The 20453-nt window shown below is 73.7% G+C and carries 18 protein-coding genes; 4 read left to right on the forward strand and 14 right to left on the reverse strand.

What is annotated here, in order from left to right; all coding sequences use genetic code 11:
* Positions 1–49: 49 nt before the first annotated feature.
* Positions 50–835, reverse strand: coding sequence for a trans-aconitate 2-methyltransferase (locus tag ACIWVC_RS11120; RefSeq protein WP_396449661.1), 786 nt, complete (start codon positions 833–835; stop codon positions 50–52).
* A gap of 124 nt (positions 836–959) precedes the next feature.
* On the opposite strand from ACIWVC_RS11120, the gene ACIWVC_RS11125 reads away from it, so the two are divergent.
* Positions 960–1754: a patatin-like phospholipase family protein gene (locus ACIWVC_RS11125; RefSeq protein ID WP_396449662.1), complete on the forward strand. Its 795-nt coding sequence runs from the start codon at positions 960–962 to the stop codon at positions 1752–1754.
* Between the two features lie 43 nt (positions 1755–1797).
* The gene (locus ACIWVC_RS11130) at positions 1798–2289 is read left to right on the forward strand and encodes a MarR family winged helix-turn-helix transcriptional regulator (protein WP_396449663.1); all 492 of its coding nucleotides are present in this window, start codon (positions 1798–1800) and stop codon (positions 2287–2289) included.
* Here the strand turns inward: ACIWVC_RS11130 and ACIWVC_RS11135 are convergent.
* The 10 genes from ACIWVC_RS11135 to metG all read right to left on the reverse strand — a co-directional run bounded on the left by ACIWVC_RS11135 (position 2286) and on the right by metG (position 12647).
* Positions 2286–3401, reverse strand: coding sequence for an amidase (locus ACIWVC_RS11135; protein WP_396449664.1), 1116 nt, complete (start codon positions 3399–3401; stop codon positions 2286–2288). The genes ACIWVC_RS11130 and ACIWVC_RS11135 overlap by 4 nt on opposite strands.
* A 47-nt stretch (positions 3402–3448) precedes the next feature.
* A complete protein-coding gene (locus ACIWVC_RS11140) occupies positions 3449–5212 on the reverse strand; it encodes an ABC-F family ATP-binding cassette domain-containing protein (protein WP_396454103.1) in 1764 nt (587 codons plus the stop codon).
* 55 nt (positions 5213–5267) lie between these two features.
* The gene (locus ACIWVC_RS11145; protein ID WP_396449666.1) at positions 5268–5516 is read right to left on the reverse strand and encodes a hypothetical protein; all 249 of its coding nucleotides are present in this window, start codon (positions 5514–5516) and stop codon (positions 5268–5270) included.
* A gap of 69 nt (positions 5517–5585) precedes the next feature.
* A complete protein-coding gene (locus tag ACIWVC_RS11150) occupies positions 5586–5762 on the reverse strand; it encodes a hypothetical protein (protein ID WP_396449667.1) in 177 nt (58 codons plus the stop codon).
* Positions 5763–5889: 127 nt separating this feature from the next.
* Complete coding sequence (locus ACIWVC_RS11155) at positions 5890–6810, reverse strand: 4-(cytidine 5'-diphospho)-2-C-methyl-D-erythritol kinase (RefSeq protein WP_396449675.1); 921 nt, start codon at positions 6808–6810, stop codon at positions 5890–5892.
* A 75-nt stretch (positions 6811–6885) separates the two neighbouring features.
* On the reverse strand, positions 6886–7998 hold the full coding sequence (locus ACIWVC_RS11160) for a glycoside hydrolase family 26 protein (RefSeq protein WP_396449668.1): 1113 nt from the start codon (positions 7996–7998) through the stop codon (positions 6886–6888).
* 104 nt (positions 7999–8102) lie between these two features.
* Positions 8103–8984 (reverse strand): 16S rRNA (adenine(1518)-N(6)/adenine(1519)-N(6))-dimethyltransferase RsmA, encoded by an 882-nt coding sequence (rsmA, locus tag ACIWVC_RS11165; protein ID WP_396449669.1) that lies wholly within the window; start codon positions 8982–8984, stop codon positions 8103–8105.
* 28 nt (positions 8985–9012) lie between these two features.
* On the reverse strand, positions 9013–9786 hold the full coding sequence (locus tag ACIWVC_RS11170) for a transglycosylase family protein (RefSeq protein ID WP_396449670.1): 774 nt from the start codon (positions 9784–9786) through the stop codon (positions 9013–9015).
* Between the two features lie 246 nt (positions 9787–10032).
* Positions 10033–10857, reverse strand: coding sequence for a TatD family hydrolase (locus ACIWVC_RS11175; protein ID WP_396449671.1), 825 nt, complete (start codon positions 10855–10857; stop codon positions 10033–10035).
* A complete protein-coding gene (gene metG / locus ACIWVC_RS11180) occupies positions 10854–12647 on the reverse strand; it encodes a methionine--tRNA ligase (RefSeq protein ID WP_396449672.1) in 1794 nt (597 codons plus the stop codon). Before metG ends, ACIWVC_RS11175 begins: the two co-directional genes overlap by 4 nt.
* A 97-nt stretch (positions 12648–12744) precedes the next feature.
* Between metG and ACIWVC_RS11185 the strand changes: the two genes are divergently transcribed.
* Positions 12745–14367 (forward strand): ArnT family glycosyltransferase, encoded by a 1623-nt coding sequence (locus ACIWVC_RS11185; RefSeq protein ID WP_396449673.1) that lies wholly within the window; start codon positions 12745–12747, stop codon positions 14365–14367.
* A gap of 26 nt (positions 14368–14393) precedes the next feature.
* Here ACIWVC_RS11185 and ACIWVC_RS11190 read toward each other — a convergent pair whose 3' ends face one another.
* Together ACIWVC_RS11190 and ACIWVC_RS11195 are read right to left on the reverse strand one after the other, a co-directional pair.
* On the reverse strand, positions 14394–16217 hold the full coding sequence (locus tag ACIWVC_RS11190) for a hypothetical protein (protein ID WP_396454105.1): 1824 nt from the start codon (positions 16215–16217) through the stop codon (positions 14394–14396).
* Positions 16218–16346: 129 nt separating this feature from the next.
* Positions 16347–17747, reverse strand: a complete 1401-nt coding sequence (locus ACIWVC_RS11195) for a glycosyltransferase family 2 protein (protein WP_396450097.1) — start codon at positions 17745–17747, stop codon at positions 16347–16349.
* A gap of 766 nt (positions 17748–18513) precedes the next feature.
* Between ACIWVC_RS11195 and ACIWVC_RS11200 the strand changes: the two genes are divergently transcribed.
* Positions 18514–19953 carry a hypothetical protein gene (locus tag ACIWVC_RS11200; RefSeq protein WP_396450098.1) on the forward strand — a complete coding sequence of 480 codons (1440 nt, stop codon included), beginning with the start codon at positions 18514–18516 and terminating at the stop codon, positions 19951–19953.
* A gap of 61 nt (positions 19954–20014) precedes the next feature.
* On the opposite strand, the gene ACIWVC_RS11205 is transcribed toward ACIWVC_RS11200, so the two are convergent.
* Positions 20015–20317: a hypothetical protein gene (locus ACIWVC_RS11205; RefSeq protein ID WP_396450099.1), complete on the reverse strand. Its 303-nt coding sequence runs from the start codon at positions 20315–20317 to the stop codon at positions 20015–20017.
* Between the last annotated feature and the right edge of the window lie 136 nt (positions 20318–20453).

A 20453-nucleotide genomic window follows, 5' to 3' on the forward strand; every position in this document is an offset into this window, starting at 1 on the left:
CACCGCAGGGGAACGAGTCGCTTCCCTCGTCGGGCGGGCGGCATCCCGTCTAGGTGGTGTTCCGGGTGGCGATCACGAAGATCCTCCTGAACGGGAACACGGTGCCGTACGGTGCGGCGGGGTACGCGCGGCGGAGCCGCTCGCGGTAGGCGGCGAGGAACTCGCCGGTCTCGTCCGGGTCGAGGGCGGTGAGGACGGGCCGCAGCGCGGTGCCCTTGACCCATTCGAGGACGGGGTCGTCACCCTGCAGCACCTGCGCGTAAGTGGTCTCCCAGGCGTCCACGGAGCATCCGTGGCGGGCGAGGAGGTCGAGGTACCCGGCGGGGTCGAGGACGGGCGCGTCCCGCTGGAGGCGGCCGAGCTCGGCGCGCCATCGGTCGGAGCGGGCGAGTTCGCGCAGCAGGGCATGGCTGGGCGCGCCGAAGTTGCCGGGGACCTGGAAGGCGAGGTGCCCGCCGGGCGCCAGGGCGCCGACCCATCGGGGCAGCAGGTCGAGGTGCTCGGGAACCCAGTGCAGGACGGCGTTGGACACGATGACGTCGACGGGCCCGTCGGGTTCCCAGGCGGCGACGTCCCCGACCCGGAAGCGGAGCCGCCCCGGGATCTCGTGCTCGCGTGCCGCGCCGATCATCTCGGGTGAGCTGTCGAGGGCGTCGATCACGGCGCCGGGCCAGCGGGCGGCGAGGGCGGCGGTCAGCTCGCCGCTGCCGCAGCCGAGGTCGGCGACGCGCGCCGGCTCGGCCCCGCCGAGGTGCGCGTCGAGGCGCGCGATGAGCTCGGCGAACGGCCTCGCGCGCTCACCGCCGAAGATCCCGTACTGCGCGGGATCCCACACGGCGCCATTTTCTCTCGACATCAAGACACAGCATGCCCGGCCCCATATCTTGATGTCAAGAGTCCTGCGGCCTACGTCCAGCGGCCGATGTACCGCGCGGCCCGGGGTTCCTAGGCTCGCCCTCATGACGGCGAACGGATGGGCACTGGTCCTCGGCCCCGGCGGCCCGGTCGGGACGGCGTGGCTGCTCGGCCTCGCGGCGGGGCTGCGCGAGGCGGGCGCGGACCCCGCGGGCGCGGACCTGATCGTGGGCACGTCGGCGGGCGCGATCGCCGGGGCCGCGATCAGGACGCGGCGGGATCTGGCGGAGCTGGCGGAGCTGCCGCCGAGGGGGCCGCGCCCGCCGGCCGACCTCTCGGCGATGACGCGGGCCTTCGAGCTGGGCGCCGACCCGGATCTGGCGCCGGACGAGGCCAGGCGCCGGATCGGCCGGCTCGCGCTGGAGGCGAGGGCGCTGCCGGAGGAGCGGCACCGGGCGGGCATGCGCTTCCTGGTCGGGACGGACGAGTGGCCGGCCGGGCGGCTGCTGGTCACCGCCGTCGACGTCGCGTCGGGCGAGCCGGTCGTGTGGGACGCGGCCGGCGGCGTCCCGCTGTCGGCGGCCGTGGCGGCGAGCAGCGCCGCGCCGGGCTTCGCCCGGCCGGTGACGATCGGCGGGCGCCCCTACATGGACGGGGCGTTCGCCGGCGGGTCGAACACGGCCCTCGCGGCGGGCGCCGGGACGATCGTGCTGGTCGAGCCGCTCGCGCACATGTCGGACGGCGCGGGGGCCGACGTGCGGATCGTCCCGGACGAGCGGGCGCTGGAGGCGTTCGGCGACGACGTGGGCGACCTGGCGCGCTGGCCGCCGGCCTACCGGGAGGGGTACCGGCAGGCGCCGGAGGCTGCGAAGCTGATCAGCGCGGCGCTGCCGGGCTGATCCGGGGCGCGTGTCTTGATGTCGAGACAGATAGGCTTGCGGGATGCGCGATGAGGTCGACAGGCTGGTCGAGGCATGGCAGACCGAGCGTCCGGACCTGGACGTCCGGCCGCTGCAGGTTCTCAGCCGCGTGTCCCGGCTGGCCCGGCATCTGGATCGCGCGCGGCGCGCGGTGTTCGTGGCGCACGACCTGGAGTCGTGGGAGTTCGACGTCCTCACCGCGCTGCGCCGCGCGGGCGCGCCGTACCAGCTGAGCCCCGGGCGGCTGCTGCGGGCGACGCTGGTCACGTCCGGCACCATGACGAACCGCATAGACCGGCTGGCGGCCGCCGGCCTGGTCGAGCGGCATCCCGACCCGCTGGACAAGCGGGGCGTGCAGGTCCGCCTCACCGAGGCGGGGATGACCCGCGTCGACGCCGCGTTCGCCGACCTGCTCGAACGGGAGCAGGCGATCCTTGAGGGCCTCAGCCCCGAGCAGCGGGACGTGCTGGCCGGCCTCCTCCGCACCCTCCTGGTCCCGTTCGACCGGGACTAGGCGAGCGCGGCCTCCAGGGCGGCGGCCAGCCCGCAGAGCCGCTCCTCGCCCCCGGCCGGGCCGACGAGCTGGACGGACGCCGGCAGGTGCGAGCCCGGCAGCGGGACGGGCAGCGCGAACGCGGGCAGCCCGGCGACGTTGACCTGTCCCGTCAGCGCGGTCAGCCGGAGGTCGGACTCGTCCGCCTCGCCGGGTTCGGGGGCGACGCAGGTCAGCACCGGCAGCGCGATCGCCGCGTACCGGGCGAGGATCGCGTCGAGCTCGGCGCGCAGCGACCTGCGCACGCCGAGCGCCCAGCCGGTCATCCCGGCCTCGGACACGTCCTTCATCTGCTGGATGCGCCGGTGGATGCGCCCGCTCAGCTTGCCGGGATCGGCGAGCAGATGGCCGTTCTGCTCCCAGCCCTCGACGCTGACGATGACGCCGTTGGCGGTGGCGGCCTCCTCGTAGTGCGCGGACGTCACGTCGGCGACGGGCCCGAGGCGGCGCAGCGCGTCGTCCACGGCCGCGTCGATCGCGGGCTCGACGCCCGGCACGCGGAGCCGCGCGACCGGCAATGACCCGTCGTACGGAACGGGCGTGAAACCCGGCTCGATGAGGCCCATGCCGAGCACGACGGCGGCGACGTCGCGTCCCAGGGGCCCGACGACGTCCAGGGTCGGCGACAACGGGCGGACGCCCTCCAGCGGCACCCGCCCGGCGGTCGTCTTCAGCCCGGCGACGCCGCAGCACGCCGCGGGGATGCGGATCGACCCGGAGGTGTCGGTGCCGAGCGCCACGTCGGCCTCGCCGGTGGCGACGGCGACGGCGGAGCCGCTGGACGAGCCGCCCGGCACCCGGGACGGGTCGAGCGGGTTCACCGGCGTCCCGGACCACGGGTTGACGCCGTCGGCGGCCATGCACAGCTCGTTCAGGTTGGCCTTGCCGGCGATGCGGGCGCCCTGGGCGCGGGCGGAGGCGACGACGGGCGCGTCGGCGGCGGCGGGTCCGGCGCGCTCGGCGACGGCGCGGCAGCCCGCCGTGGTGGGCAGCCCGGCCACGTCGACCGCGTCCTTGACGGCGAGCCGCGGGCCGTCGCCGGGCGCGTCCGTCTTGATGATCCAAGTCGTCATTGAGGGATGATCCCCGGTCGGGGCCGGTTACTCCAGCGGCCGTCCTGCTAGCCGAGATCCTCGGCGAGCATCAGCCACTCCTCCTCGACGCGGGCGGCCTCGGCCTGGATCTCGCGCAGCCGGGCGTCCAGCTCCTGGAGCTTCTCGTAGTCGGTGGCGTGCGCGGCGAGCTGCTCGTGGAGGCCGGCCTCCTGCGCGGCGAGCTTCTCCAGGCGCCGTTCGAGCCGGTCGAGTTCCTTGCGCGCCTTCCAGTCCTGCCCGCCCTTGGGCTTCGCCTGCGCCGGCTTCTTCTCGGCGGCGGGCGCGGCGCCCGGCCCGGGCGCCGTCCCGGCGGCGCGCCGTTCGAGGTACTCGTCGACCCCGCCGGGCAGCAGCGACACGCGGCCGTCGCCGAGCAGCGCGACCACGTGGTCGGTGACGCGCTCCAGGAAGTAGCGGTCGTGGCTGACGACGACGAGCGTGCCCGGCCATCCGTCGAGGAGGTCCTCGACCTCGGTGAGCGTCTCGATGTCGAGGTCGTTCGTGGGCTCGTCCAGCAGGAGGACGTTGGGCTCGCCCATCAGCAGCCGGAGCAGCTGCAGGCGGCGGCGCTCCCCGCCGGACAGGTCGGCGATGGGCGTCCACTGCCGGTCGCCGGGGAAGCCGAGCCGTTCGAGGAGCTGGCTCGCCGTCCACTCGCGCTTGCCGACGGTGATGCGGCGGCGGATCTCCTCGACCGACTCCAGGACGCGCCGGGACGGGTCGAGTTCCTCCAGGTTCTGCGACAGGTGCGCGAGCTGGACGGTCCTGCCCTGCACCACCTCCCCCGACACGGGCCGGACGGTCCCGTCGAGCAGGCGCAGCAGGGTGCTCTTGCCGCTGCCGTTGACGCCGACGAGGCCGACCCGGTCGCCGGGCCCGAGCCGCCACGTCATGCGGCGGAACAGCTCACGGCCGCCGAGCTCGACGGTGACGTCCTCGACGTCGTAGACGGTCTTGCCGAGCCGCGCGGTCGCGAACCGGGTCAGCTCCACCGAGTCGCGCGGCGGCGGCTCGTCGGCGATGAGCGCCTGCGCCGCGTCGACCCGGAACTTCGGCTTGGACGTGCGGGCCTGCGGGCCGCGGCGCAGCCACGCCAGCTCCTTGCGGAGCAGGTTCTGCCGCTTGGCCTCGGTGGCGGCGGCGATCCGGGCGCGCTCGGCCTTGGCGAGGACGTAGGCGGAGTAGCCGCCCTCGTAGCGTTCGACGCGGCCGTCGACGACCTCCCACGTCCGGTCGGTGACCTCGTCGAGGAACCAGCGGTCGTGGGTGACGACGAGCAGCGCGACCCTGCGGTCCTTCAGGTGGCGGGCGAGCCAGTCGATCGCCTCGATGTCGAGGTGGTTGGTGGGCTCGTCCAGCATCAGCAGGTCGGACTCGGGGACGAGGAGCCGGGCCAGCGCGACGCGGCGGCGCTCGCCGCCGGACATGCCGGCGACCGGCGCGTCCAGGTCGAGGCCGGTGAGCAGCCCGGCGAGGATGTCGCGGACGCGGACGTCCCCCGCCCACTCGTGCTCGGCGCGGTCCCCCAGCACGACGGACCGGACCGTCGCGCCCTCCGGGAACGCGTCCCGCTGCGTCAGGTAGCCGAGCCGCAGCCCCCGCGCGTGGGTGACGCGCCCGGCGTCGGGTTCGGTCTCGCGGGCGAGGACGGAGACGAGGGTGCTCTTGCCGCCCCCGTTGCGGCCGACGACGCCGACGCGGTCGCCCTCGTCGAGACCGAGGGACACCGAGTCGAGCAGCGGCTGGGGCCCGTAGGACTTGGCGACGTTCTCAAGGTTGATCAGATTCACGGCACCGTCAACCCTATTGCCCCCGCCGGGCCGCTCGAACGCCCGTGCCGCGCGCTCAGCCCTGCGGCGCGTCCGGCGGACCCTGCGGCGGCGCGGGGGGCGGCTGCGCGGGCGGATGTCCCGGCTGGCCGTACCCCTGCCCGCCGTGCCCATAGGGCTGCTGGTCCTGGCCGTACGCCTGCTGCCCGTAGGCGGGCGGGGCGGAGGCACGGCTCCTGCTGACGGCTGCGACCAAGACGATCACGACCCCGGCCAGCACGAGAAGGACCAGGCCCACCAGCACCAGCAAGAACAGCAGGCTCATCCCCGCGCTCCCTTCATAGCGGCCTCGCATGGCCTGCCTCGCATGGCCGGCCTCGCACGTCGCCGTGGTTCAGCGGACGGCCGGGGGTGCGGAGCGGTCCCCGGCACGGCCTCGCACAGTAGCGGCCCGCGCGGTGGCGCCAGGGGCGTTGTGGCGTATGTCACGGTCGCGGCGCACGGCCAGGACGACGAGCGTCGCCATCATGACGAGCGCGACCAGACCGAGCAGGCCGGACAGGATCGTCATCGCTCCACCTCGCCGGGGGGATCGGTGCGGCAGGAAATGGCTGTCACGGAGAGTGGGACGCCCGTCGCGCACAGGAGGTTCACAGCGCGGGCTCCCCCGGGCTCAGGCCCCGGCCGCAGCCCCCGGCTCAGATCAGGGTGGCCCCGGGGACCGGGCCGAACGCCCGGACGATCTGCTCGGCGACGCCCGCCCCGTCCAGGGCGTCCGCGAGGTCGGCGGCGTCCTCGGCGGTCTCGGCGAGGAACGCGCAGGTGGGGCCGGAGCCGGAGACGAGCGCGCCGACCGCGCCGAGGTCGCGCCCCGCGTCCAGGGTGCGGCGCAGCGACGGGCGCAGCGACAGCGCCGCGGGCTGCAGGTCGTTGTACAGCGCGGCGCCGAGCCCCTTCGCGTCGCCGGTGGCGAGCGCGGTCATCAGCCCCTCGGACACCTCGGGCCGCGGGGCCGCCCGACCCGCCTCCGCGCGGAGCCGGTCGCACTCGCCGTACACGGCGGGCGTGGACAGGCCGCCGTCGGCGGTGGCGAACACCCAGTGGAAGGTTCCGCGGGTGAGGGCGGGGGTGAGCCGCTCGCCGCGGCCGACGCCGACCGCGGTGCCGCCGAGGACGGCGAACGGGACGTCGCTGCCGAGGTCCGCGCCGATCTCCATCAGGTCGTCGCGGGACAGCGCGGGCTGCTCCCGGTCGTCCCAGAGCCGCGCGCAGGCGACGAGCGCGGCGGCGGCGTCGGCGCTGCCGCCCGCCATGCCGCCCGCGACGGGGATCGCCTTGCGGATCCGCAGCGCGACCCGCGGCTCGACGCCGAGCCGGCCGGCGACCAGCCGGGCCGCCCGCACCGCGAGGTTGCCGTCGCCGGCCGGGACGCCGCCGACGTCGACCCGCGAGTGCGGCGCGGCCTGCACGCGCACCTCCAGCCGCGGGGCCGGCTCGGCCGTCACCTCGTCGAACAGCGACACGGCGTGGAAGACGTTGACCAGGTCGTGGTAGCCGTCGTCGCGGACCGGCCCCACGCCGAGCTGCAGGTTGACCTTGGCGGGGACGCGTACCCTCACTGCGCTCACGTCGGAAACCCTATTGGCAAATGGCCCTGCCGGGGGCAGGCGGGGCGTCCCCGCCGGGTGGACATATCACCCGCCGCTGGTCACCGGGAGGTTGCGCGGGTTGAAGTACGGGGTCGTCGCCAGCTCGCGGAGCGCCGACATCGCGTGCTTGTCCCCGTTCACCGAGTAGGCGCGGCGCTTGTCGCGGGCGTTCTCGGCCTGCTCGTCGGAGTTGAAGTAGACGACGGCCTTGACCTGCGGGTCCTGCAGGGTCTTGGCGGCCTCGCGGAGCCATTCGGCGCGGCGCGGGCCGTAGGACTTCGGCACCCCGAACTCGGCGATCATGATGGGCTTCTTGTGCTTGCGGGCCCACTGCATGAACAGCTTCACGGCCTCGGACAGGTCGCGGTAGTCGTAGTCGGCGCCGGGCTCGGCGTCGGCGCAGATCCAGTCGACCTGGTCGTCGCCCGGGTAGAAGGAGCCGGCGTCGGCGCCGCCGAACCCGCGGGCGGTGGGGCACCACACCCACGCGACGTTGTCGACCTTCTCCCGCTTGAACACCTCCCGCAGGTGCTTCCACGCGGCGACGAAGTCCTGCGGGGAGTGGACGCGCTTCCCGGCGGACGCCCGGTCCATGTCCCGCGACCAGCGCAGGAACACCGGCTTGCCGAGGGCCTTCACGGCGCGGGCGCGCTTGGCGATGAGATCGTCGTACTCGCCCTGGACGATCTTCCGGGTGTCGGCGCCGCCCCAGGTCAGCAGGAGGTACCGGTTGCCGTCCGCGACGGACTTCTCCAGGTCGCCGGGGAAGTCGCCCTTCCAGCTCCGGTAGCTCTGCACGATGTCGAGCCGGCGGCCGAGGCGGCTCTCGAAGCCCACGACGGGGGCCATGCCCGGCTTGCCCGCGTCCCTGCCGGACGGCGACGCCGACGCCGGCCCGGAGGACGCCCCGGGCGCGGACGGGCGCGCGGACGGGCTCCCGGACGCCGGCGGCCGCCCGGTGCCCTCGGGCGGCACCCAGGCCCCGAAGTAGGCGCCCTCCTTCGGCGGGACCGGCGCGACCCCGGCCCGCGCCGTCGTGGTGATCTTCGGTGCCGCGCCCGCGCCGTCCCGGCACCCGGCCGCCACCGTCGCGATCATGCCCGCGGCCGCGAGCAGCGCGGTCCCCGCGAGGGACGCCCGCCTCCCCAGGAGGGGCATCCTGGTCCGCGCCGTCCGCGAACGCGCCTTCACATCGACCTCCGGCTCGTGCTGGTGTTGTGCCGCCCGCTCCGCGCGGGGCCCGCCCCGGGGGAAACGTCCGCCTAGGGGTTCGGGGAGCGACCTCCCCGGCGTGAAGGACCATACTCGGCAATCCGGGCGAAGGCGGCCACGTCCAGCGCTTCGCCCCTGGCCCGCGGATCGACGCCCGCGGCGCGCAGCGCCTCCTCCGCGGCGGCCGCGGAGCCCGCCCAGCCCGCGAGGGCGGCGCGCAGCGTCTTGCGGCGCTGCGCGAACGCGGCGTCGACCACCGCGAACACCTCCTCCCGGGACGCCGCGGTCGGCGGCGGCTCGCGGCGGGTGAACGCGACGAGCCCGGAGTCGACGTTCGGCGCGGGCCAGAACACGGCGCGGCCGACGGCCCCGGCGCGGCGCGCCTCCCCGTACCAGGCGAGCTTCACCGACGGCACCCCGTAGATCTTGGAGCCGGGCGCGGCGGTCATCCGGTCGGCGACCTCGGCCTGCACCATGACCAGCGCGGTCCGCAGCGACGGCAGCGCGGCCAGCAGGTGCAGGACGACGGGCACGGCGACGTTGTAGGGGAGGTTCGCGACGAGCGCGGTGGGGGCCGGCCCCGGCACGTCCGCGAGCTTCATCGCGTCGGCGCGCACCACCTCCAGCCGCTCCGCGAGACCGGGGGCGCGGGCCGCGACGGTGGCGGGCAGCTCCGCGGCGAGCGCCGGGTCGATCTCGACCGCGACGACGCGCCGCACCTCCGGCAGCAGCGCGAGGGTGAGCGACCCCAGCCCGGGCCCCACCTCGATGACGACGTCGTCGGGCGACGGCCCGGCGGCCCGGACGATCCGCCGGACGGTGTTGGCGTCGATGACGAAGTTCTGCCCGAGCGTCTTCGTCGGCCTGATGCCGAGCCGCGCCGCCAGTTCCCGGACGTCCGCCGGGCCGAGCAGCCCCCGTGTCTCCCCCATCCGGTGATTGTCCCAGCTCGGCCGGGGCTCAGGAGAACAGGTACTTGCCGCAGTTGGGCCACTGGCCCTGCCAGCGGCCGTTGACCTTGTTGTAGAGGAGCTGCGCGCGGTAGGTCTGCTCGTCGGCGCTGGCGTCGGACGGCTTGCCCTTGCCGCCGACCGACGCCCAGCTGGCCAGGGAGAACTGGTAGAGGCCGTAGTAGCCGGCCGGGTTCACGGCCTTCGGGTTGCCGCCGGACTCGCACTTGGCGAGCCCCGCCCAGTTCAGTTTCGCCGCCGCGCCGGTGCCCGCGGACTTCGGGCCGACCGCGAGGATCCGCGCGACCGGCTTGCGCTTCACCTTCTGCGCGATGATCTTGGGGACCTTCCTGCCCTTGCGCCGCACGTACGCCCACTTCACGATCTTGATGCCGTCCCGGCCCTCCCGCAGCACCTTCTCGCTCCACGGCGGCACCGACGAGCTGTTCTTCCGGATCGTCTTCGCGGGCGTCTTGACGACCTTCAGCTTCGGCGCGGACAGCAGCCGCATGATCTTGATGACGTCCCCGGGCGGCTGGTCGACGGCCGGCTTGACCAGGTCGTACGGGCCGAGGGCGATCTTCGCCTGTTCGAGGACCTGCTGCACGGTGCCGCCCGTCGTCATCGTCTCGGCCTTCTTGCCGTCGACGACGATCAGGATCTTGCGCGGCTGGGGCGTGCCCGCGTCCGGCGCGTCCGCGGCGGGCGCGGTGCCCTTCGGCCCGGCCGAGCCGTCCCCGCCGCACGCCGTGGCCAGCATCGCCGCCGCCAGCACGACGGACACGGCCGGGAGCATGGGTGCGCGACGGACTGCGTTCGGAAGCACGGGGGTTTCCTCCAGGGGGGCCGGGCTCGGGGGCGCCCGCTCGATGGGCCAGAGATTAGAGGCACCGGGCGTCGTCCGCCACCTCATCGCCCTCAGAAGCCCCATGCGGGTGATGCGTCCCGGCTCCGACGCACCGTCACGGCAGGCGGATCCGTCCCCACCGGAATCGTGATCGGCCGCGGCCGAGCGCCCCTGGGCCGCGGCTCACCAGGGGCCGAAGACGCGCTCCCCGTTCGCGGCGATCGCCGTGCACAGCTCCGCCACGTCCACGCCCTTGACCTCGGCCATCGCGCGGACCGTGTGCGGGATCAGGTAGGACGCGTTCGGCTTGCCCCGGTGCGGGACGGGGGTGAGGAACGGCGCGTCGGTCTCCACGAGCAGCAGGTCCAGCGGCGCGGCCCGCAGCGCCTCGCGCAGCGGCTCCGCGTTCTTGAACGTGATGTTCCCCGCGAAGCTCATCACATAGCCGTGCTCGGCGCAGATCTCGGCCATCCGGGCGTCGCCGGAGAAGCAGTGGAAGACCACCCTCTCCGGCGCGCCCTCCTCCGCCAGGATCGCGAGGACGTCGTCGTGGGCCTCGCGGTCGTGGATGACCAGCGCCCTGCCCGTGCGCTTGGCGATCTCGATGTGCGCGCGGAACGACCGGTGCTGGTCGTCCTTGGGCGCCCAGTCGCGGTAGTAGTCCAGCCCGGTCTCGCCGATCGCGCGGACCTTCGGGTGCGCGGCCAGCCGCGCGACGTCCTCCAGGACGGCCCCGGAGACGCCCGTGGTCTCGTTCGGGTGGATCGCGACCGCCGCGTACACGTCGTCGAACTCGGCGGCGGCCTCCACCGCGAACCGGGAGGACGGCAGGTCGCAGCCGATCGTGACGATCCGCGCGATCCCCGCCGCCTTCGCCGCCTTCAGCTGCTCGTCGACCGGCGTCTCGACGATGTCGAGGTGGCAGTGGCTGTCGAAGACGTCGACGGGCAGGCGCTCGGGCAGCGGCGGATAGGAACGCGAGGCCTGCCCGTCCCCCTCTCGGGTCACGTGTTCTCCAGCCTGGCGAGCTCCTCGTCCACGACGGACGCGTCGAGCTTCTTGAACAGCGGGGTCGGCTTCGACAGCGGCACGCCCGGCTTGATCGGCCTGGACTCCCAGCGCGCCTCGGTCGCGTAGTCGCCGGTGAGGACGCGGTAGTCGGGGCCGCCCTCCTCCGACACCGTCTCCAGCCGCGGCATGCCGCTCCACACGCCCTCGCCGCCGAGCATCTCGTAGACCTTCTGCGACGAGTTCGGCAGGAACGGGGTCAGCAGCGTCTTGGCGTCGTCCACCACCTGGAGGGCGGTGTGCAGGATCGACTTGACGCGCTCGGGGTCGTCCTTGAGCTTCCAGGGCGCCTGGTCGGACAGGTACCGGTTGGCGTCGCGGACGACGTCCAGCGCCTCGGTGATCGAGTTCTTGAACCGGGACCGGCCCAGCTCGGCGCCCACGGCGGCGAACGCGTTGCGGCTGCGCTCCATCAGCGCCCGGTCGGCGTCGGTGAGGTCGCCGGCCTCCGGGATCGCGCCGAAGTTCTTCGCCGCCATGTTCACCGACCGGTTGACGAGGTTGCCCCACGCCGCGACCAGCTCGTCGTTGTTGCGGCGGACGAACTCGGCCCAGGTGAAGTCGGTGTCCTGGTTCTCGGGCCCGGCGACCGCGACGTAGTAGCGCAGCGCGTCGACGTCGTACCGCTCCAGGAAGTCCTTCACGTAGATGACGACGTTGCGCGACGAGGAGAACTTCTTGCCCTCCATCGTCAGGAACTCCGACGAGACCACCTCGGTCGGGACGTTCAGCGGGCCCAGCGAGCCCGGCGTGCCGCCCTTGTCGCCCCGGCCGCTGTAACCGAACAGGATCGCCGGCCAGATCTCGGTGTGGAAGACGATGTTGTCCTTGCCCATGAAGTAGTAGGACAGGGCGTCCGGGTCCTGCCACCAGGCGCGCCACGCCTCCGGGTCGCCGGCCCGCTTCGCCCACTCCACCGACGCGGAGAAGTAGCCGATGACCGCGTCGAACCACACGTACAGCTTCTTGGCCGGGTTGTCGCGCCACCCGTCCAGCGGGATCGGCACGCCCCAGTCGAGGTCGCGGCTGATCGCGCGCGGCTGCAGGTCGTCCAGCAGGTTCAGCGAGAACTTCACCACGTTCGGGCGCCACTGGCCCTGCTTGCTGCGCAGGTACTCGCCGAGGACGTCGGTGAACGCGGGCAGGTCGAGCATGAAGTGCTCGGTCTCCACGAACTTCGGCTTCTCGCCGTTGATCCGCGACACCGGGTTGATCAGGTCGATCGGGTCGAGCTGGTTGCCGCAGTTGTCGCACTGGTCGCCGCGCGCCCCGTCGTACCCGCAGATCGGGCAGGTGCCCTCGATGTAGCGGTCCGGCAGGGTGCGGCCCGTGGACGGCGAGATCGCGCCCATCGTCGTGGTCGGGAAGATGTACCCGTTGTCGTACAGGCCCTTGAAGATCTCCTGGACGACCGCGTAGTGGTTCAGCGTAGTCGTCCGGGTGAACAGGTCGTAGGTCATGCCGAGGCCGTGCAGGTCCTCGGCGATCACGGAGCTGTACCGGTCGGCCAGCTCGCGGGCGCTCACGCCCTCCTTGTCGGCCTGCACCTGGATCGGCGTGCCGTGCTCGTCGGTGCCGCTGACCATCAGGACCTTGTTGCCCGACATCCGCTGGTAGCGGCTGAACATGTCGGCGGGCAGCGCGAAACCGGAGACGTGCCCGATGTGACGGGGCCCGTTGGCGTACGGCCAGGCGGGCGCGGTCAAGATGTGACGGCTTGACGAGGACATGCAATCAAGGGTAGTCGCGTCACGGCGGCCCCGGCACGCGAGTAACGTGGTCCGGGTTCCGGGGCAGGTTGATCAGTGGAGGCGGGGGAGCCCAGGCATGGCCCAGACCACGTCCGGCGAGACCGTCGGCCGGAGTCCGCGCGGCGCCCGCCCGCACGCCCCCTCCCGCGGGCGCGCCGCGCGGCTGGCCGGCCGGGTGCGGCGGACGCGGCGCGTGGTGTGGCTGGCCCTGCTGGTCGCGGCGTCCGCGGTGCTCGCCCAGTGGGTGATCATGCCGCCGCCGCTGTACTTCGACCCGTACTACGTGTGGCTCGCCGCCCGCGACTGGCCCGACATCCCGCTCACCCAGTGGCCGTTCGACGAGGTCCCCCACCAGGTCACCCGGATCGGGCTGGTGCTGCCCGCGCGGCTCGTCCAGGAGGTCCTCGGGCCCGGCCAGGCCGCCTACTTCACCGTCGCGGCGCTCGGCGGCATCGCGTTCTTCACCGGGACGTACCTGGTCGTCCGGTCGCTGTTCGGGGACGTCGCGGGCCTCGCGTCGGCGGCGATCCTGCTGGTCCACCCGTTCTTCACGATGACGAACCCGTTCGGCCACGAGATCACCTGGTCGACCGGGGTGATGCTGCCGGACATGCCGGGCGCCGGGCTGTTCGCGATCGGGATGGCGGGCCTCGTCGTCGCGAGCCGCCGGACGGGCCGGGCGCAGACCCGGATGCTGCTCGCCGCCGGGGTGCTCCTCGGCGCGTCGTTCCTCATCCGGGAGTTCCTGGCGTTCCTGTTCCTCGCCATCCCCGCCTACCTGGCTCTGCTGCGGATCCCGTGGCGGCGCAACATCACGGTCGGCGCGCCGATGCTGGCGATCCTGGTGTTCAACTTCGTCCACAACCAGCTCGTCTGGGGCAGCCCCCTCGCCGGGCTGGTGTCGGCGGCCGAGCACGGCGGCCAGTCCCGCGACTACGTCACCCGGGAGCTCGCGGCCCGCTCGTTCCTGCGCGCGATGCACGACTGGAACCCCCTCGGCCTCATCTTCACGGCCGCGCTCGCCCTCACGATCGTCGGCTGGGCCGTCACCCGCGACCGGCGCCTCGCGCTGGTCCTGGTGTGGTTCTTCACCCTGGCCGTCCCGCTGACGGTCTTCTCCGGCGTCCTCGACCCGAACGACATCAAGCTGCGCGCCTGGCTGCAGCGGTACTGGTTCGCGGTGCTGCCCGCGCTGCTGGCCGGCGGGTCCGGGTCGCTGATCCTGATGTTCCGGATGCTGCCCGCCGGGTGGGTGTCCCGGCTGCGGCTGAAGACCGTCGCGGTGCCCGTCCTCGCCGTCGCGCTCGGCGGGTGGTACGCGGTCGCGGCGGTCCGCGCCGTGCCCGACCTGCCGCGCGACAAGGCGTGGAACGAGCTGCGCGGCTACCTCGGCGACCACCGCGGCATCACGCTGATCTGCGCCGACCGGCGGCTCGCGCAGACCCTCACCTTCTACACCCGCGACATGTGGGGCGACCGGGTCTGGCGCGGCGAGATCCGCGATTGGCCGCACTACATGCCGCAGGTCCCGCGCAACGCGATGGAGGGGCCGATGCTCTACACGCGGTGGCGCGGCATGGAGTCGCAGATCGCGGGCGGCTGGCGACCGTCCCCCGCCGAGGGCTGGACGCTCATGTGGCGCTCCTCCGACGGGATCCTCCAGCTGTGGAACCCGCCGCCCCTCCCGCCCGGCCCGTGACCGCGGCGCGGCGCTGAGGCCGGGGGTCAGCGGGTCCAGGCGACCCAGTCGCCCTCGATCGTGCGGCGGCTGTCGGCGACGTGCCAGCCCGGCGGGGCGCCCTTCGGCCAGGACGCGGTCGCCGGGACGTCCTTCGGCCACGCCAGCACCACCAGGTCGGCGTCCTGCGGCGGCGCCGTCCAGCGGGCGTCGAAGACGGTGCCCTCGCTCCACCACGCCCAGTAGAACTGGGAGAGCCGGATCGTCCACGGGACGTTCCAGTCGACCGCGATGGACCGCTGCGCGCGCAGGTCGACGCGCTCCCGCAGGTCGGCGTGCGCGGTCGTGGCGCGCACCAGCGGCTGCGCGATCCGGTCGATCGCGGTGGCGCACATCGCGACCGCGACGACGGCGAGCAGCCCCGCGAGCAGGGCGGGGCCGCGCCGGCGCAGCCGCGCGGCCGCCACCGAGAGCCCCAGCAGGACCAGCCCGGCCGCGGTGGCGCGCCACAGGTGGAACGCCGTCCAGTCCCAGGTGAGCAGCGATGTCTCGGGGAAGTCGTAGACCGTGAAGGTGTACCGGCTGAGCAGGTCGCCCGCGTACCACTGGACGACGCACGCGGCGGCGACCGTCGCCGCGGCCGCCGCGGCCGCCGCCCGCAGCAGCGTACGGGCGGGGGCGCGCAGCAGCACCGCGACCCCCGCGGCGAACAGGATCGGGGCGGCGCAGGCGAGGTAGCGGCCGTAGACGTAGTTGCCGACGCGGTACTCGACCGGCAGCGCCGCCGACGTCGCGAACGCGATGCCCGCCGCGACCGCGAGGACGGCGAGGGCCAGCGCCCGCGTCCGGCCCGGCGAGCCCGGCAGCGTGATCGGCGGCCGGATCGCGGCGTAACCGGCGGCGAGCAGGCCCACCGCCGCGACGCCGCCGGTCGCGACGGCCAGGTACCAGACCTGGCCGGTGCCGAGCGACAGCGTCCAGCCCCACCCGTCGGGGGAGGTGAGCCGCCGGACGACGTTGCCGCCGAGGTCGTTGTCGCCGTACGGGTACATGTGCGGCAGCAGCGACCGGTTCAGCAGCGTCCCCGCGCCCGTCGCGGCGGCGAGGACGAGCCCGGCGCCGCACGCGTTCCGCCACGACCGCCAGCGCAGCAGCGGCGCGGCGGCGATCAGCACGGCGTGCACGGCCAGCAGGATCATGCCGCGCGTGTGGCAGGCGGCGGCGTAGGCGACGAGCAGCGACGCGCCCGCCCCGCACAGCGCCGGGCGGGCGGAGAAGCGGCGCCCGAGCGGCCTGGGCGGCGCGGTCAGCCACGTGTGCGCCAGCAGCAGCCAGCCGGTGAAGACGACCGGCAGGATCGCGTCCGTCAGCACGAACGCCGAGTAGAACAGCACGCACGGCAGCAGCGCGGTGACGTGCGCGAACACGTACGACCAGCGGGGCCGCACGCCGAGGCGGCGCAGCAGCAGGTGGCCGAGCGGCAGCATCGACGCGCTGATCAGCGCGTTGATGACGAGCGCGATCCGGTAGACGGCGACCGGGCCGTCGCCGAGCCAGACCGCGGGGAGCAGCAGCAGCGGGTAGCCGCCCCGGTAGACGGTCCCGAACGACATGTCCGCGTCGGGGCCGCCGGTGAGCACGCGGGCGGCGAACAGGTAGCCGGACTCGTCCGGCGTCGCCACCGGGATCGTCTGGCCCGAGCCGAGCCACAGCCGCAGCGCGGCCTGCGCCGCCCAGCCGAGCACGAACAGCCAGGCCCAGCGGCGGCGGTCCGCCGGGGACGGGACGGCGCGCGGCTCCGCCGGGGCGGCGGGGGGCCGCGCGGCGGTCCGAGACGCGGGCCGCGCGTCCGCCGGCGGGCGGGCGCTCATCGGCGCGCGACGCGCCGGGCGCGGGCGGTCGGTGAACGAAGATCCATCGCAGGACAAGCCTGTCACAGTGCGGGCGGGGCGCCGGGCCCCGGCCCGGAAACGCTCGGCAACTTCTCGGCGGGGCGGGCGTCAGCGCTCGGCCGCGCCGCCTTTGCCGGTGACCCCGCCGGTGGTCTCGGCGGCCTCCTCGCCGCCGGTCTCGTCCCGCGCGGCCGCGGTCTCCGCCTTGCCGGCGGCGACCTTCTCCCCGGCCTTCTCTCCCGTGCTCTCGTCGTCCTTCTCCGCCTGCCCGGCCTTCTCCGCCTGCTCGGCGGCGCGCCTGGCCTTGTGCGCGGCGGCGTCCACGACGCCGGCGGCCTCCTCGGCCGGGTCGGTGAGCGGCGGGTGCTGGCGGCGGCGGATGCCGAGGATGCTGACGAACAGCGACGCGAAGATGGCCTGGAAGCTCATCACGAGCGCGGTGGCGGCGGGCACGACCATGCGCAGCGAGTGCCGCGGGTCGAGCTCGCCGAAGTTGTTGACCCGCCAGTGCAGCAGCGACGCGGCGAGGCCGCCGAGGCCGGCGAGGGCGAGCAGCCCGCCGATGAGCAGGCCGCGCTCCAGGCTCCACCAGTCGATGATCTTCTGCACCCGGCGGTCGTGCGGGAGGAATCCCTCCTGCATCGCGTAGACCTTCGTGAGCAGCGCGAACAGCACCGCCTGGAAGCCGATCACCAGCGCGGCGGACGCGCCGACCAGGGTGTCGACGTCGAACGCGATCTCCCCGACGGTCACCGGACCGGTCGACAGCGCGATCCCGGCGACGAGGCCGAGAGTCATGAAGACCAATCCGGGGATGAGGAACAACCAGCGCGGGCTGTAGAGCATGAGGAAGCGGAGATGACGCCAACCGTCACGCCAGGTGTTCAGGTGCGGGGCGCGGGACCGGCCGTCCGGCGACAGCGTGGTCGGCACCTCGCGGATGTCGTACCCCTGCAGGGTCGCCTTGACGACCATCTCGCTGGCGAACTCCATGCCGCCGGTCTGCAGGCCGAGCCGCAGGATGGCGTCCTTGTCGAAGGCGCGCAGCCCGCAGTGGAAGTCGCCGATCTTGCTGCCGAAGAACAGCCGGCCGACGAAGCTGAGCACCGGGTTGCCGAGGTAGCGGTGCAGCGGCGGCATGGCGCCGTCGGCGATGCCGCCCTTGAACCGGTTGCCCATGACGAGGTCGGCGCCGTCGCGCAGCTCGTCCAGGAAGGGGCCGAGGGTGGTGAAGTCGTAGGAGTCGTCGGCGTCGCCCATCGCGACGTACTTGCCGCGCGCGGCCCGGATGCCGCCCATGAGGGCGTTGCCGTAGCCCTTGTCGATCACCGGCACGACGCGCGCGCCCGCGTCCCGGGCGAGCTGCTGGCTGCCGTCGGTGCTGCCGTTGTCGGCGATGACGACCTCGCCGTCGATGCCGTTGTCCTCAAAGAAGCCGATGGTCTTGCGGACGCAGGTCTCGACCGTTTCAGCCTCGTTCAGACATGGCATCACTACGGAGAGTTCCACGCGATCTCCTTCGTTACCCCTGGTGACCGTCTGCGGCGTTTTCCACTAATCTCAGTTGTTCCGCGGGGCGGCCCATCGTCGTTCATGATGCCTGCCGAGGACGGGCCATGATGGCCGCTCTCGTCAAGAGCACCCGTATCGTGTTGCCCACTTGCAACCGAAAAACCCTCTCCGGAACGGTCGCGGGCGGCAGGCTAGGACGTCAAGCATACGGGCACGGCGGCCCGGAAGGGGTGGGTCGGCTGTGACGCGCGCCGGAAAGAGCAGTGCCACCGGACAGGGGGCCGGACACCGAAGGGGAGGTGCGGCAGTGGCGGGGGAAACGCCGCAGGGCACCGCGCTCGACACTGGACTCTCCACCGCGCCCGGCACCGCGCCGGAGGCCGCCGCGGGCGGCCCGTCCGGCGGTTCCGCGGGCGCCTCGGACGGCACTTCCGCCGAGGCCGGCGCCGCCGGGCGGGGCGCCCGGGACGCCCCCTCGGGCGGCGGAACCGCGGCCGACACGCCCGGCCGGACGAGCACCGCGGCAAATCCCGGCAAAGGGATTGCGGGCGGCCCGGAATCCCCGGCTGAGGACAACCTGAAGAACGGCCGCACGCCCGCTGAGAGCCCCGCCGGCACTCCCGCCGGCGACTCCGCGGCCGCCCGGAAAAAGGGCGGCGACACGCCGTCGATAGGGGAAACCGCCGAAGATGAGGCGGTTTCGAGTGGTAAGCGCCGCGCGCGCGGGTTGTGGACACTGGCGCGCCGCCACCCGGCGTTCAGTGTGATCATTACCACAGCGGCGCTGCTCCGGCTGATGGCGATGCTCGGCTACCAGCCGGTGATGTTCTTCAACGACAGCTTCGACTATCTGCACGTCGCGACCGACCCCTATCCGCATCCGCTGCGCCCCGACGGCTACGCGTTCCTCCTCTACGTCCTCAAGCCGTTCCACAGCTTCGTGCTCATCGCCGCCCTCCAGCACCTGATGGGCCTGGCCATGGGCGTGATGATCTACGCGCTGCTGCGGCGCAGGTTCGGGCTGCCCGGCTGGGGCGCGGCGCTCGCCGCCGCGCCGTTCCTGCTGGACGCCTACCAGCTGCAGCTGGAGCACCTCGTCCTGTCGGACACGCTGTTCACGTTCCTGGTGCTGAGCGCGGTCACGCTGCTGCTGTGGCACGACCGCCCCACCTGGAAGATCGCCGCGGCGGTCGGGCTGATCGTCGGGATGGCGTGGCTGACCCGCTCGGTCGGCATGCCGGTGCTGCTCGGCGTGCTGGTCTACCTGCTCATCCGGCGCGCCGGCTGGAAGCCGATCGCAGTCGTGCTCGCCGCCTGCATGCTGCCGGTGCTGGCGTACATGGGCTGGTACAAGGTCGACAGCGGCAAGTTCGCGATCACCGAGAGCAACGGGATCTTCCTGTACGCGCGGGTCTACAAGTTCGCCGACTGCCACCGGATGAAGGACCTGCCGGTCCGCGAGTACCCGCTGTGCACCGAGCCGGCGAACCGGCTGCCCAACTCCCAGGACGGCATCTGGAACGCCCAGTCGCCGCTGAACCGCTACACCGGCACCCGGTTCAGCCCGGAGAACAACGCGCTCGGCAACGACTTCGCCAAGCGCGCGATCATCGCGCAGCCGGGCGACTACCTGGGGGTCGTCGCGCACGACTTCTTCCGGGTCTTCCGATGGGAGCGGACGGTCTTCCCCGACGCGGCCACATACTCGCAGTACGAGTTCGAGAAGAAGAGCCGGAAGCTGCCCGACTGGCACATGCCGGGCGGCGGGGTCGCGTCCCAGGAGGCCAGGGCGTACGAGCGCGGCAACGCCCAGACGCAGGTGGTGGAGCCGTTCGCCGGGGTCGCCCGCGGCTACCAGGACGTGTTCTACCTGCGCGGGACGATGGTCGGCGCCATCCTGCTGCTCGGCCTGGCCGGGATGGTCCCGCTGTGGCGGCGGTTCGGCGGCGAGGCGCTGCTGCCGTGGACGCTCGCGACCGGGCTGCTGCTCGCACCGGCCGCGACCGCGGAGTTCGACTACCGGTACGTGCTGCCGGCCGTCCCGCTGGCGGCGCTCGCCGCCGGCGCGGCGTTCTCGCCGGAGGCGCGCGCGACGGTCGCCGGGTGGGGGCGCCGGCTCCGGCGCGGGTCCGGCGGCCGGGACGTCCCCGTGCCGGACGCGCCGGAGATCGAGGCGAAGGTCCCCGAGGTCGCGGCGAACTGACCCGCTGCCGGCCCGGCCTCCGCCGCCGGCCGTCCCGCGCCGCCCTGACCCGCCGGCCGCCCTACCAGGCGTGCATGCGGCGGAGGTGGAACACCATCGCCACGTCGCTGCCGCTGCGCGCCTTGGGGACCTCGCCCTCCTTGCCGCGGAGCGCCGACAGGGCCTTCACGTTCTGGCTCTGGCACTTCGGGCAGGAGCGGTCCATCCAGGGCGTCGTGCAGGGCTGCCCGCCGCGCTCGTAGACGACGACCTCGTTGCCGTGCCCGTCGCCGGCGTGCCGGACGTCGAACTCCTCGTTCCAGGTCGTCGCGCAGCTCAGGCACTCGAAGACCCATACCTCGTGGCTCGACCATGCTTCCTGCACGGCTATCACCCCCTCGCGCGGGTCGGGTTCACCGCATCCAGTTCCATGGTGGCCTCGCCGAGCCCATGGTGCCCCCGTTGTCCGCCACCGATCGGAGTTATTCCCAGAAAGAACTGGTTGGACCGGTCCGATGGCG

Origin of the sequence: Actinomadura sp. (assembly GCF_044508335.1) — a bacterium.
Classification (GTDB): domain Bacteria; phylum Actinomycetota; class Actinomycetes; order Streptosporangiales; family Streptosporangiaceae; genus Spirillospora.